Origin of the sequence: Enterobacter chengduensis, from assembly GCF_001984825.2 — a bacterium.
Classification (GTDB): Bacteria; Pseudomonadota; Gammaproteobacteria; order Enterobacterales; family Enterobacteriaceae; genus Enterobacter; species Enterobacter chengduensis.
On sequence record NZ_CP043318.1, the window covers coordinates 2558291 to 2571904 of the forward strand.

Annotated in this window: 12 protein-coding genes and 1 pseudogene; 7 read left to right on the top strand and 6 right to left on the bottom strand. The window is 53.4% G+C overall.

Translation table 11 applies throughout. From position 1 onward, the window contains the following. Positions 1–80: 80 nt before the first annotated feature. A pseudogene (locus FY206_RS12510) lies at positions 81–553 on the top strand (MFS transporter); the annotation flags it as partial. Here FY206_RS12510 and FY206_RS12515 read toward each other — a convergent pair. Both FY206_RS12515 and FY206_RS12520 read right to left on the bottom strand, forming a co-directional pair. Next, a complete protein-coding gene (locus FY206_RS12515; RefSeq protein WP_032640123.1) occupies positions 550–1443 on the bottom strand; it encodes a LysR family transcriptional regulator in 894 nt (297 codons plus the stop codon). The pseudogene FY206_RS12510 and the gene FY206_RS12515 overlap by 4 nt on opposite strands. Positions 1444–1825: 382 nt before the next feature. Beyond that, positions 1826–2725, bottom strand: a complete 900-nt coding sequence (locus FY206_RS12520) for a LysR family transcriptional regulator (protein WP_032640121.1) — start codon at positions 2723–2725, stop codon at positions 1826–1828. Positions 2726–2864: 139 nt separating this feature from the next. Between FY206_RS12520 and FY206_RS12525 the strand changes: the two genes are divergently transcribed. The 6 genes from FY206_RS12525 (at position 2865) to FY206_RS12550 (ending at position 7323) form a co-directional block, all read left to right on the top strand. Beyond that, a complete protein-coding gene (locus tag FY206_RS12525; protein WP_032640119.1) occupies positions 2865–3173 on the top strand; it encodes a hypothetical protein in 309 nt (102 codons plus the stop codon). Positions 3174–3181: 8 nt separating this feature from the next. Beyond that, a complete protein-coding gene (locus tag FY206_RS12530) occupies positions 3182–3871 on the top strand; it encodes a type 1 glutamine amidotransferase domain-containing protein (protein WP_032640117.1) in 690 nt (229 codons plus the stop codon). Positions 3872–3955: 84 nt separating this feature from the next. Then, positions 3956–4927 carry an aldo/keto reductase gene (locus FY206_RS12535; RefSeq protein ID WP_032640115.1) on the top strand — a complete coding sequence of 324 codons (972 nt, stop codon included), beginning with the start codon at positions 3956–3958 and terminating at the stop codon, positions 4925–4927. Positions 4928–5215: 288 nt separating this feature from the next. Next, positions 5216–5782 (top strand): NAD(P)H-dependent oxidoreductase, encoded by a 567-nt coding sequence (locus FY206_RS12540; protein WP_032640111.1) that lies wholly within the window; start codon positions 5216–5218, stop codon positions 5780–5782. A 26-nt stretch (positions 5783–5808) separates the two neighbouring features. Then, positions 5809–6504 carry a putative quinol monooxygenase gene (locus FY206_RS12545; RefSeq protein ID WP_077064014.1) on the top strand — a complete coding sequence of 232 codons (696 nt, stop codon included), beginning with the start codon at positions 5809–5811 and terminating at the stop codon, positions 6502–6504. Between the two features lie 15 nt (positions 6505–6519). After that, complete coding sequence (locus FY206_RS12550; RefSeq protein WP_032640548.1) at positions 6520–7323, top strand: carboxymuconolactone decarboxylase family protein; 804 nt, start codon at positions 6520–6522, stop codon at positions 7321–7323. A gap of 78 nt (positions 7324–7401) precedes the next feature. Here FY206_RS12550 and silA read toward each other — a convergent pair whose 3' ends face one another. The 4 genes from silA to FY206_RS12570 are packed head-to-tail and all read right to left on the bottom strand — an operon-like array spanning position 7402 to position 13570. After that, positions 7402–10542 (bottom strand): Cu(+)/Ag(+) efflux RND transporter permease subunit SilA, encoded by a 3141-nt coding sequence (gene silA / locus FY206_RS12555; protein ID WP_032642594.1) that lies wholly within the window; start codon positions 10540–10542, stop codon positions 7402–7404. A gap of 10 nt (positions 10543–10552) precedes the next feature. Further along, complete coding sequence (locus FY206_RS12560; RefSeq protein WP_032640550.1) at positions 10553–11803, bottom strand: efflux RND transporter periplasmic adaptor subunit; 1251 nt, start codon at positions 11801–11803, stop codon at positions 10553–10555. Positions 11804–11814: 11 nt separating this feature from the next. Beyond that, positions 11815–12156, bottom strand: coding sequence for a cation efflux system protein CusF (cusF, locus tag FY206_RS12565; RefSeq protein ID WP_032640552.1), 342 nt, complete (start codon positions 12154–12156; stop codon positions 11815–11817). 28 nt (positions 12157–12184) lie between these two features. Continuing rightward, a complete protein-coding gene (locus tag FY206_RS12570) occupies positions 12185–13570 on the bottom strand; it encodes an efflux transporter outer membrane subunit (protein ID WP_032640554.1) in 1386 nt (461 codons plus the stop codon). Between the last annotated feature and the right edge of the window lie 44 nt (positions 13571–13614).

Sequence of the window (13614 nt, forward strand, 5' to 3'; positions counted from 1 at the left end):
TAAGACCCTTCCACTAACTTGGATAAGCCATAGTGACGTATTTTTCCCTCCTTGATCAAATCTCCCAGCGTTCCCGCGATATCACCTATTTCCATGTTGATCCGCAGCATTACGGTTGGTTGTTTGCCGTCAACATTGAATGGGGCTAAGTGCGATTAACCGTCGCCTGGTGCAACGTTACCCTCTGGAAACGCTCTTAAAAGGTGCAGTACTGATTGCCGCTACTGCGTCCCTGATGCTGGCGGTTGCGACAAAACTGGATGTCGGTGGAATCGGCCTAATTGCTCTCGCAATCTTCATCCTGTTTTCAATGAATGGCATTATTGCTGCCACCGCAACGGCCGCCGCGCTGGATGCCGCTCCGAATGCTGCGGGGTCGGCTTCGGCACTGATTGGTTCACTCCAGTACGGCAGTGGCATCGTTTCATCATTGCTGTTGGCGATGTTCAGCGATGGAACCCAATGGACGATGGGCTGGATTATCACCCTTTTCACTTTGGCCAGTGCAGCTATGGCGCTGACCACCCGAATGAGCTCCGGTGATTTTTTTTAAGCGCTATAGCGTAACGTATCAATCATTAAGGCAAAGGCCGGTGGGTGCTGTTTTCTACTGGGATAATAAAGGTAATAACCGGGAAATACCGGGCTCCACTCCTGCAATACCTCAATGAGTGTTCCTGATTCAAGCTGCTGCTGAATCATGTCTTCAGGAACAAACGACAGGCCGAAGCCGTCTTCTGCCGCATCGATTCTTTCAGAGAGGTGATTGAAGGTAAGCTGGCCATCCACCTTTACCTGAAGCGGTTTTCCGTCTTTTTCAAACTCCCACTGATATAAGCCGCCCAACGTCGGAAGACGCATATTGATACAGCGATGGCGCTGAAGATCGTGTGGGGTATCAGGAATGCCATAGCGGGTAAAATAGTCGGGCGAACCCACCACGACCAGCCGCAGGTCTGGGCCGATGCGCACCGCGACCATATCTTTATCGAGGCTTTCTCCGAGGCGAACGCCCGCATCAAAACGGCCTTCGACGATATTTACAAAGCCGTTATCAACAACCAGTTCAACATTAATTTCGGGATATTCACGCAGGAATGGTTTGAGTTTCGGCCACACCAGGCTTTTCGCCGCATGCTCTCCGGCTGAGATACGAATATTCCCGGCCGCCACGCCGTTAAGCTGCACCAGCTGTTCCAGTTCCTGTTCCAGCTCTGTCAGACGAGGCTCCAGACAGGCGATGATCCTCTCCCCCGCTTCCGTAGGTGCCACGCTGCGCGTGGTGCGTGTCAGCAGACGGATATTAAGTCTGGCCTCCAGCGCCTTCATGGCATGGCTCAGGGCTGACTGGGAAACACCAAGTTTGGCCGCCGCCCGGGTAAAACTTCGCTCCCGCGCCACGGCCAGAAAGAGCTGAAGTTCATTAAAGTTTTCTTTAAGCACCCGTATTCCCTAAGTGTGTTGGCTAAGAAATTAATCATGAGAAGAGTTCATAGAAGCAATCATTTTAGCCCCATTATTCTCAATAATCACAGTTGATACACTTATCACAGTGAAATGTTCCGATTACATAACAGGTTCATAATGAAAGTCTTAATTAAACATCTTTAACAGGCGGTGAAATCTGGCTGGTACTCTCTATTTCCCGACCAAAAAGTGCGGTAAATAACGGATGCAAAGAACCGTCCAAAGATGAGCAAATCGATTCTGGCACGAAGCGAATAGACTGACTGACCTGAAGGTCCGCAATGAGCCGTGAATTCAATGGGTCGATGCAACGCTATCCTTAATCAAAGGGGGGCTATGAAACGATGAACTGTTCTCTTTACTGCCCCATAGCGGATATCAGAAAATCAATCAGGGCCTTCACTCTTTTCGTTTTACCCGCGTTTTTGGGGTAATAAAGATACACTGGCGGATAGGTTTTCCAGTAGCTCTCCATCACGGGAATAAAATGCTCCCTGTCGGGCTGTAACTGCCAGATGGGTTCAAACAAACGTCCAATTCCCAGCCCGTTACGGATCCCGTCAGCCATAACATCAATATCGTTGCTGATTAACTGACCGGGCATCTCAACCGTCAACTGCTCTCCGCGATCGTTCAGGATCAACGGAAGGATGCGGTTGTTAGTGATGAAACGGTAGCCAATCAGCTTGTGTTGGCCTAGATCTGACGGCACCTCAGGCATTCCGTGCTCGCTGATATAAGCTGAGGATGCATATAACCCTTCACGAAAGGGTTTCATTAACGGTCGCGCCACTACCCCACCCTCAAGGATATCGCCAAAACGGATCCCAAGATCAAAACGCTCTTCGATAATATTCACGGTACCGTCGTAGACCGATATTTCCAACTGTATACCCGGATATTGCTGACAGAATTTCGCCATGGCAGGCTTAAGAATTAACAGATAGGCAAAACGCGAGAGCGTGATCCGCACGATACCAGAGGGCTCCTGATTCTGGTCGCGAATGCTTTCAAGCGAATTTTCCAGCGACTCCACCGCCGCAGCGGTCTGTTCCAGCAGCAGCTGCCCGGTTTCCGTCAGCTCAATACGGCGCGTCGTACGCACAAAAAGCGGATGGCCAATATGCTCTTCCAACAGCTTTAGGGCATTACTTACTGAGGGCGGCGTAATTTCCAGTTTTCTTGCGGCTGCTGAAATATTGCCCTCACGTGCAATGCTCTGAAAGATGCGTATCTGGTTATACAGGGCGTTATTCATAATGCATTCCTTGAGCAATCTCTGCCTGATTATTAAGTACAGCCTAATGATGCTTAAGTCAATCTCCCTCTAATCTTCCTGAAATGCGCCTCTTATACTTTACTCTCTTTCTACACCGACCTGAGATCAGGAGACAAAGATGCGTATTTTATGTCTGGATATCCCCGCTCCTGGAGCATCGCTGGAAAGCTATGCTCCGCACCTTAACGCTGAAGCGCTGCACGCCTGGGGATTGTATAAATCCGGCTTCATCCGCGACATCTACTTCCGTCAGGACAGACCTGGCGTCGCTATTTTTCTTGAATGTGACTCTGTCGATGAGGCGATGAACGTCATGGCCGAATTCCCGCTGGCAAAAGCAGGCTTACTAAGCTTCGAGTGCATTCCGCTTGGCTCATTTATTAACTGGGAAAATCTCTTTGCCGCTGAATTTAAAAATAAAGAGTGAGGCCCGATATGAAACCTGCAGATAAACCCGTGCTTTGTGTCGTTTCCAGCCACCCGATTAAAGGCGCATCCGGCGTACCGACCGGTTTTTTCCTGGCAGAGCTGACGCATCCGCTGAAAGTGCTGGAAGATGCCGGACTAAAAACGACGATAGCCAGCATTCGCGGGGGACAGCCTCCGGTGGATGGATTTGACCTCAGTGACCCTGGCAACGCCTGGTACTGGAACGAAACCGATTTTCAGCAGCGTCTGGCAACCACGCCTGCCTTATCGGGGTTGAACGGTGCCGATTATAGCGCCGTTTTCTTTGCGGGCGGGCATGGCACCATGTGGGATTTCCGTGACAGCCAGGATGCCCAGCGTATTATCCGCGAAGTGTATGAAAGCAATGGGATTGTCTCAGCCGTCTGCCACGGGCCGGCGGCACTGGTAGACGCCAGGCTCAGCAGCGGCGAATACCTGGTGAAAGGCAAAAACGTGGCGGCCTTTACCAACAAGGAAGAAGAAGAAGTACAAACGACGAACGTTGTTCCTTACCTTCTGGAAACAGCACTCCGCGAGCATGGCGCACTTCATCATGAAGCACCAAACTGGTCTGAAAACGTGGTTACCGACGGTCGCCTGATCACGGGGCAAAATCCCGCTTCAGCGCAAGGTGTCGGTGTAGCGCTGTTAAATGCCCTTCGCCAGACAGCTTAAGCCATTCATTTCTCTTTCACCGCTACTCACCCTCTTTGGCCGGTTTACGTCAGCAACATTCCGGCCTTTTTTCAGGAGCTGAATATGAAAAACCTTCCTCCCGTCGCGCTCGGCACCTGGTCCTGGGGCACAGGCTTTGCCGGTGGCGACACTGTATTCGGTAATCATCTTTCTGATACTCAGATGGCAGAGGTGTTCACCACGGCCATGAGTAAGGGCCTCAATCTCTGGGATACCGCAGCTGTCTACGGCATGGGAAGTTCCGAGGCAGCGCTGGGAGCATTAGCCCGTCAGTGTGTTCGCGAGGACATGATTTTATCCACCAAATTCACACCGCAGATTGCGGACGAACAGTCAGCACAGCCTGTCAGCGATATGCTTGAGGCCAGCCTTGGACGTCTGGGCGTGGACGCGATTGATCTCTACTGGATCCACAATCCTTTGGACGTCGAGAAATGGACGCCAGGACTGATCCCACTTTTGCAAAGCGGCAAGGTCAAACGCGTCGGTGTGTCCAACCACAATCTGGCACAAATCAGACGCGCCAACGAGATCCTTAACGCTTCCGGTTATTCCATCAGTGCAGTACAGAATCATTACAGTCTGCTCTATCGCGCTTCTGAAGAGGCCGGGATCCTTGAGTATTGCCGAGAAAATAACATCACGTTCTTTGCTTACATGGTCCTTGAGCAAGGCGCGCTCAGTGGTCGTTATGATTCAAATCATCCCATGCCTGCCGGAAGTGGCCGGGCCGAAAGTTATAACGCCGTACTGCCGCAGATAGAGAGATTAACCGCCGCCATGAAAAAAATGGGGGCCGATAGGAATGCCAGCGTTGCGCAGATAGCCATCGCATGGGCTATTGCGAAAGGTACCCTTCCACTCATCGGTGTGACTAAAGTCCAACACGTTCTGGACGCCGCCAGCGCTTCAGATATCCAGTTACGCGATGAGGAAATCAGCCTGCTGGAACAACTCGCTGCAGAGACCAGAGTGGATACACGAGGCGCATGGGAAAAACCGATGGTGAAAACCCCGTCCTTGTATGAAGGCTAAGAATATGAAAATCATTTGCCTCGAAGAAGATTATCTCGACAGCGAGTTAGGGCGAGCGTGTATGCCCGTTGCGCTTGAGCAGGCGCCTTTCCTTGGTGACTGGGGGAAAACCGTCGCTGATGGTCATCATCCGGACCGAAGCCGGCCGCATGATGACCGAGCACAATAAGTTCGGCCGACCATTATTAGTTTTTGTCTAAAAGTGAATGAGCCTTTACTGCTCTAAAAAAAATAATGGTGTCACTCTATACTGGGTTAAATATTCACCAAGACATTTAACCTATTGAAATGAAAAATATCCTTGTTATTTCAGGTCATCCTGAGCTGAACCGTTCCGTCGCCAACGCCACTATCCTCGATGAAGTGGCGAGCGCCCTTCCCGATGCTGAAATTCGTCGTCTGGACTGGCTCTATCCGGACGGCAAATTCAACATCGCCGCGGAGCAGGAAAGCCTGCTCAGGGCCGATGTGATTGTCTGGCAGTTCCCTTTTTCCTGGTATGGGCTGCCCGGGTTAATGAAACAATGGCTGGACGAGGTCTTTGTCCACGGCTTCGCGCATGGCTCAACGGCGAAACTGGGCGGTAAAAAGCTGATCCTCTCCTTCACTACAGGGGCGCCGCAGGCGCTCTATACCGCTGACGGTTTCTTTGGCCATCCCATTGAAGCGTATCTTATTCCGTTCGAGACCACGGCAAGGCTGTGCAATCTCGAACTACTGGCGCCGGTTTATACCTGCGGTATCAGCTACGCCGACCGGGATGCCGACAAAATCGCGCAGCAAAAAGCGCTTGCCCGGGAACATGCTTCAAGGCTTGTCGATGTGCTCAACATCGTTTGTAAAGGATCCTCGTGAAAAAGACTCTTATGCTTTTAATTTGCATGCTAATCAGCAGCCCTGTCTTTGCAACAAAACTGGACGCGCCGGATAAGGTAGTAATGAATATCTTTGCGCTCGGCGTCAGGCCCGATCGGAACAACGACTTTGCAGACGTGGCCAGGCAGACGATTTCCGCTTCGGTTGATCATGAAGCAGGTACGCTGGCGATGTATGCCCTGCACCGCAGCGACAATCCACGTCAGGCATTCATGGTCGAATTCTATGAAAATGAGAGTGCTTATCGCAAACATCTCAATGCCGCCCCATACAAAGCATTCGCTGCTCGTGCACCTGACATTATTGACAGGAAAAATAAAATCGCCCTGGAGCCACAGTTTCTGGGCGATAAACACATTATACCGAATGAGCGAACCATCAATAATCTGGTGATCGTCGAGGTAAAGCCTGAATTTCAGAGCGAATTTAAAAACATCGTCCTTCCTGAAATGGCCGAGTCGCTCAAAGTAGAGAAAGGCGTGTTAGCCATGTATGCCGGTACAGATTCAGAGACGCCAAACCGCTGGTATTTCTATGAGATTTACGCCAGTGAGGAGGATTATCAACTGCACCGACAAACGCCGCACTTCCTGGATTACCTCAGGCAAACGGCGCATATGAGCGCCAGGAAGGACGCTATCCCGGTAAAACCGGTATTTCTTCGTAACAAAGGCGGAATCAAACAGGATCCGCAACGTTGACCAGTAAGGACTAACATGAAAAGCGTACTTGCAGCGGCGGCCATGTCGCTTGTTATTTCTGATTTTGCCAATGCTGAGGAAACAAGAGGTAAAGCTATGATGAAAATTGAACCTTCAGCGATCTCGGAAGCTGATATTCGTGCCGTCTCACCGGCTCTCGCACGCTTTGGTCGCGAAGCTATTACTGAAGATCTGTGGACACGAGACGCCCTCTCGCCCAGGGATCGTAGTGTGGTAACCGTCGCCATGCTGGTAGCCCGCAACCAGCCTGCCGAGCTTAAGCACTATATTGACGTCGCTCTCGATAGCGGCGTGACGCCAGCGGAATTATCAGAAATCATTACCCATCTGGCGTTCTACTCAGGTTGGCCAAATGCAATGTCAGCCGTCGGCGTGACAAAAGCGGTTTTTGAATCTCGCGGCGTCACGGCAGATGCACTTCCTGAAGCTTCTCCGGACCTGCTTCCCCTCAATCAGGAAGCAGAAAAGCAGCGTTCAGAGACGGTGGAAAAAAACGTGGGCCCAATATCTCCAGGCCTGGTTAAATTCACTGCCGATCCACTCTTCCTGGATCTCTGGCAAAGACCCGCGCTGAAACCCCGCGACAGAAGCCTGATTACGGTCAGCGCGTTAATCGCATCCGGACAGAGCGCGCAGATTGGCTATCACCTTAACAGAGCGATGGATAATGGACTTTCTGCTGAGGAGGCTGGTGAAATCGTTACCCAGGCTGCGTTCTACGCTGGCTGGCCAAATGCATTTACCGCTGCCCCGGTTGTCGGAGAGGTGCTAAACAATCGATCATTGAGTAAAAGGTAATATAACTGAACACTAAAACCTGAGGTTCCGATGTTGCATGGCTTTCTTGTAAAAAAACCGCCGCGACCGGCGGTTTTTTTATGCCTTCCTATGCCTGCGCAACCAGATTAACTTATACGCCGCAGGAATAATAAACAGCGACAACAGCGGCGCGGTGATCATCCCGCCGATCATCGGCGCCGCTATCCGGCTCATGACTTCTGACCCGGCCCCCGTCCCCCAGAGAATGGGCAGCAGCCCCGCGATGATCACCGCAACGGTCATCGCCTTTGGCCGCACGCGAAGCACGGCACCATGATAAAGAGCATCATCAAGCCCCTGCTCGGTGAACGTTTCCCGATGGGACAGCGCAGGATGCGCTTCAATGGCATGACGTAAATACATCAGCATCACCACGCCAAACTCCGCCGCGACCCCGGCCAGCGCGATAAAGCCCGTGCCGGTTGCCACAGACATATGGAAGCCCTGCCAGTAGAGGAACCATATCCCGCCCACCAGGGCGAAAGGCAGGCTCATCAGGATCAGCAACGCTTCATCCACGCGCCGGAACGCCAGGTACAGCAGAATAAAGATGATCATCACCGTCATCGGCACCATCAGCTTCAGCTTCTTGTTTGCGTGCTCGAGCAGTTCAAACTGTCCGGAGAATAACACGCTGGTACCTGGCCGCAGCTTCACGCGCTGACCGATGGCCGTCTTGATGTCACTCACCACCGATACCATATCCCTGCCCCGCGCATCGATGTAAATCCAGCTGGCGGGCCGGGCATTCTCCGTTTTCAGCATCGTGGGGCCGGAAACAACCTTAATATCAGCCACATCCCCCAGCGTGATCTGCTGCTTCATCGGCGTCAGGAGCGGCATCTGCTTCAACGCGCTCGGGCTGTTCCGGTAGTCCTGCGGATAGCGAATATTAATCGGATATCGGGCGACGCCTTCCACCGTTTCGCCCACCGTCGCCCCGCCGATAGCCGAGGAGACGAACAGCTGCACGTCGCCCACCGTCATCCCGTAGCGGGACGCTTTTTCCCGGTTGATATCCACATCAATATAGCGCCCGCCCTCCAGGCGTTCAGCCAGGGCCGACACCACGCCCGGCACCGTTTTGGCGATCGCTTCAATGCTCTGCGCCGTCGCGTCGATATCAGCCAGAACGGTACCGGACACCTTGATGCCGATGGGGCTTTTTATCCCTGTTGACAGCATATCAATGCGGTTGCGGATGGGCGGAACCCAGAGATTTGCCAGGCCGGGCAAACGAACGGTTTTATCCAGCTCGTCAATAATCTTGTCAATCGTCATGCCGGGCCGCCACTGGTCCGCGGGTTTAAGCTGAATGGTGGTTTCCACCATTTCGAGCGGCGCGGGATCCGTTGCCGTTTCGGCCCTACCGGTCTTGCCGAAAACAGACGCCACCTCCGGCACGGTTTTGATGAGCTTGTCCGTCGTCTGCAGGATCGCCGCCGCTTCTGCCGGAGAGACGCCGGGAAGCGTGGACGGCATATACAGCAGATCGCCTTCGTTGATCTTCGGCAGAAACTCGCCGCCCACCCGGTTCAGGGGCCAGATCACCGTGAAGATGGATAAGGCCGCAATCAGCAGGGTTGTTTTTGGCCAGTGGAGCACCCGAAGCAGAAGCGGATGATAGGCGTTAATCAGCCATCGGTTCAGCGGGTTACTGTTCTCTGCGGGGATTTTCCCGCGGATCCAGAAGCCCATCAGGATCGGGATCACGACGATGGCCAGCGCGGCCGCGCCCGCCATCGCGTACGTTTTGGTGAAGGCCAGCGGACCAAACAGCCGCCCCTCCTGCCCCTCGAGGGTAAAGATGGGAATGAAGGATAAGGTGATGATCAGCAGGCTGATAAACAGCGCCGGGCCAACCTCGACAGAGGCATTGGTGATCACCTTCCAGCGGGTGGCGTTATCAATCTGCTCTCCCGGATGCTGGTGATCCCACTCCTCCAGCCGCTTGTGCGCGTTTTCAATCATGACGATGGCGGCATCCACCATCGCGCCGACGGCAATGGCAATGCCTCCCAGCGACATAATGTTGGCATTTAGCCCCTGGAAATGCATGACGATAAAGGCAATACACAGGCCAAGCGGCAGAGAGATAATCGCCACCAGCGCGGAGCGGACGTGCCAGAGGAACAGCGCGCAGACGATGGCCACCACGATAAACTCTTCGAGAAGCTTGCCGCTCAGGTTATCAATGGCCCGGTCGATCAGCTGGCTGCGATCGTAGGTGGTGACAATCTCGACGCCTTCCGGCAGGCTGGCCTTCAGCGTCTCCAGCTTATCCTTCACCGCTGAAATGACCTCGCGCGCGTTTTTGCCCGAACGCAGGATCACCACGCCGCCCGCCACTTCACCCTGCCCGTTCAGCTCGGCAATACCGCGCCGCATTTCCGGCCCCGTTTGCACGCGCGCAACATCGCGCAGGTAAATCGGAACCCCGTTCACGCCGGTTTTCAGCACGATATTATTGAAATCTTCTATCGTCTGCAGATAGCCGCTGGCGCGGACCATATACTCCGCTTCCGCCATTTCAACGGACGATCCCCCTGCTTCCTGATTAGACGCCTCAAGCGCCTGCTTAACCTCCGGTAGGGTAATGCCATACTGGGCCAATTTTAACGGTTCGATCTGAATTTGATACTGCTTCACCACGCCGCCAACCGAGGCTACCTCAGCCACGTTTGGAATCGTTTTCAGCTCAAATTTCAGGAACCAGTCCTGCAACGAGCGCAGCTCGGCGAGATCGTGCTTTCCGCTGCGATCCACCAGCGCATACTCAAATATCCAGCCCACGCCGGTCGCGTCAGGACCGATTTCGGAACTCACGCCGGCAGGCAGTTTGCCCTGAACCTGATTCAGGTACTCCAGCACGCGCGAACGGGCCCAGTACAGATCGGTGCCATCTTCAAAAATGACGTACACGTACGAATCACCAAACTGCGAAAAACCGCGCACGGTCTTTGCGCCGGGAACCGAGAGCATGGTGGTGGTCAGCGGATAGGTCACCTGGTTTTCAACAATCTGCGGGGCCTGTCCCGGATAGCGGGTTTTGATAATCACCTGAACGTCAGAGAGATCGGGTAAGGCATCGACCGGGGTGTTGATGATGGTCCATGCCCCCCAGACGCTGAGGAACAGCGCCCCCATCATGACCAGAAAACGGTTGGCCACTGACCGTCGGATAATCCATTCAATCATCATCGTCTCCTTAATGGCCAGCATGCGCGTCGTGAGCGGTTTCAGCCTGACGCATGCGCTCCAGCGCGCCGGTGATATTGGCCTCCGAGTCAATCAGGAACAGACCGCTGACCACCACCGACTCCCCCTCTTTCAGGCCAGAACCGATGCCTGACTGCTGCTGAGATTCATGCAGTACGTGTATTTTTTTCGGCACAAAGCGCCCCTCTGCGTCAACGGTAATGACGCGCTGCTCCCTGCCGGTATCGATAACGGCCTGGGACGGGATCAGCAGCATCTCCTGACTTTGGGTATTCAGCTGCAGGTACGCATTCATGCCCGGTTTCAGCAGCTCATCTTTGTTAGAGACCTGCAGGCGAACCTGCAGCGTACGGGTGGCAGGATCCACGCTTGGCAGAAGATTCCATTTTTCCACCGGGAAGGTTTTATCCGGATAAGCGGGTATGGAAACGGAAAACTGCGAGGTATCTTTCAGCAGATAAGCAATGGACTCAGGCACTGCCGCGCCGATCCAGACCGGATCCATCCCCTGTATTTGCGCTACCACCTTATCTTTCGAAATGTTCATGCCGGTACGCAGGTCAAATGCCGTAATCACCCCGTCGATCGGCGCCCTGATGGTAAACCGGGTCTGAATGGTGCGGGTCGCACGCAGCCTCTGAACATCCTCCTCCGGCATCCCGGCCAGCCGAAGCCGTTCCAGAACGCCTTTTATTTGCGTTGGCGTTCCGCCGGTGCCGGATAGCAGCAGATACTCGCTCTGGGCCTCAACCCAGTCAGGAAGGGTAATATCAATCAGCGGCGCGCCTTTCTTTACCTTATCGCCAATCGTCAGCGGGTAAACTTTCTCCACGAACCCGTCCGCGCGCGCCTGCACAATGACAAACTGATAGTCGTTGTAGCTGACGTTGGCTGGGATCGTCTGGCTATAATTCAGCGTTCCGCGCGTCACCTTTTGCGTTTTTAATCCCAGGTTCTGAACCTGCGTGGGGTCAATGCGTATTCCGACACCGCTTTTTTCATCATTTTCATCCGCATATTTCGGCACCAGGTCCATATCCATAAACGGCGATTTACCCGGCTTATCGAATTTAACGTCCGGCTTCATCGGGTCATACCAGAAAAGTACCTTTCTTTCTGGTGCGCTATTTTCCGTTTTTACAGATGAATGAAAAACCTGCCATGCCGTCACCGATATCAGCCCTCCCGCAATAAGGCTGCTGACTATCATGGCAGCGTATTTTATTTTTAAAGATGCCATGCTGCTTCTCGCTATTTAATGCTCTTCAGTAAAGAGATATTGCCCTGCTGGACAAACGAAAAATCAACGTGGCTACCGACCTTCAGGGCAGAAATACTCTCGTCAGCCTGAAGAAAGGTGAAACGCATCGTCATCGCGGGCCAGCCCACCGCCGGGATAGCGTCATGGGCAATAGTGACTTTTTTATTCGTGAGATCAATATCCTTGATAATGCCAGTCCCCTTTATGATCTGCTCTGAGGTTCCTTCACTGGCAACATTCATTCCTGCGTGCTGATGTACTTCGGCCTGAAGGCTGGCGGAAAACATTACGGCGATCGCGCCGAGGGCAAGGGTTTTAAGTGAATTACGCATGTTTACTTTCCTGTTTAATGAAATGAATTTATTCGACCCAACCGCCGCCCAGCGCGGTGAAGAGAGTAATTTCATTCACCTGACGGGCATAAATAAGGTCGAGAAGAGTTTGCTGCGTGGAGAACAGAGAACGTTCTGCATCAAGGACTTCGATATAGCTCACTGCACCGCTGGAATATAACCCTCTGGCACGTTGCAGGGTAATATTCAGCGAATTAAGATACCGCTGCTGGGCATTAATTTGTTGGTTAATGCTCTCCCGCAGCGCGAGCGCGTCAGCAACCTGTTTAAAGGCGGACTGAATTTTTTGTTCGTAATTCACAACCGACTGCTGCTGGCGAATTTCAGCCAGCTTCAGGTTGGCTTTATTCCTGCCTGCATTAAAAATGGGGATATCAATTTTAGGGATAAAATTCCACATCCCACTGCCCGTCGTGAAAAGGCTGGACAGTTCCGTGCTGCCCGTTGAAAGCCCGCTGGTCAGGGAAATGGACGGGAAAAAGGCGGCGCGCGCCGCGCCGATATTCGCGTCGGCCGCTTTGAGCTGATACTCCGCTTCCATAATATCCGGACGCTGCAGCAGTATCGCGGAGGAAAGATGGGGAGGTAGTTTTACCGGCACAACATCGCTGGCGTTCATGCCGCCGTCACCCGGCAGCGCGCGATACGTCCCCAGCAGCATCTGTAGCGCATTATTGGCCTGCGCCAGCTCCCCCTCTCGTTTGGCAATTTCTGCCTGCGTGCTTTCGATCTGCCCCTGGGCCTGTTCCAGCGCCAGAACGTTCGTACTGCCCGTCACCAGCTGCTGCTCAACGAACGCATAAGATTGCTGGTAATTTGTCAGCGTATCCCGCGCGATACGCAGCTGTTTATACGCCAGCTGCTGGTTGAAATAGCTCTGCGACACGTTAGAGACGAGCAAAATATGCACCGCCCGGCGGGCTTCCTCGCTGGCAAAATAGTTTTGTCTGTCGGCCTCACTCATGTTCTTCAGCTTGCCGAAGAAATCGAGTTCATAGCTCAGCGCAAGACCCGCGTCGTACTCCTGCTCGGTGGGTTTGTCATTTTTCAGCCCTCCGCCGTAGGTGATACCCGCGGACGCGTTCAGCTGAGGATAACGATCCGCATCCGTTACGTTGAGCTGCGCCCGGGCTTCTTCAACCTTCAGGGCGGCCATTTTGATATCGCGGTTATTTTTCAGGGCTTCCGTAATCAACCCGGCTACCTGAGGGTCGACGAAAAAGTTGCGCCAGCCGGTGTCCTGATACCCGGCCAGCGCGGGGCTCAGGCCGTTGCGCGAGAGCGAAAACTGCTGGGGCACCGGCGGCGCCGGGCGCGGGTACTCAGGGGCCAGCGAGATGCAGCCAGCGAGGATAAACACCGTACCGATGCTGAGTCGTTTTAACGGAAACATAATGGTTCAGATAGAGTCCAGATTATTTTTAGGGCTACTCTACT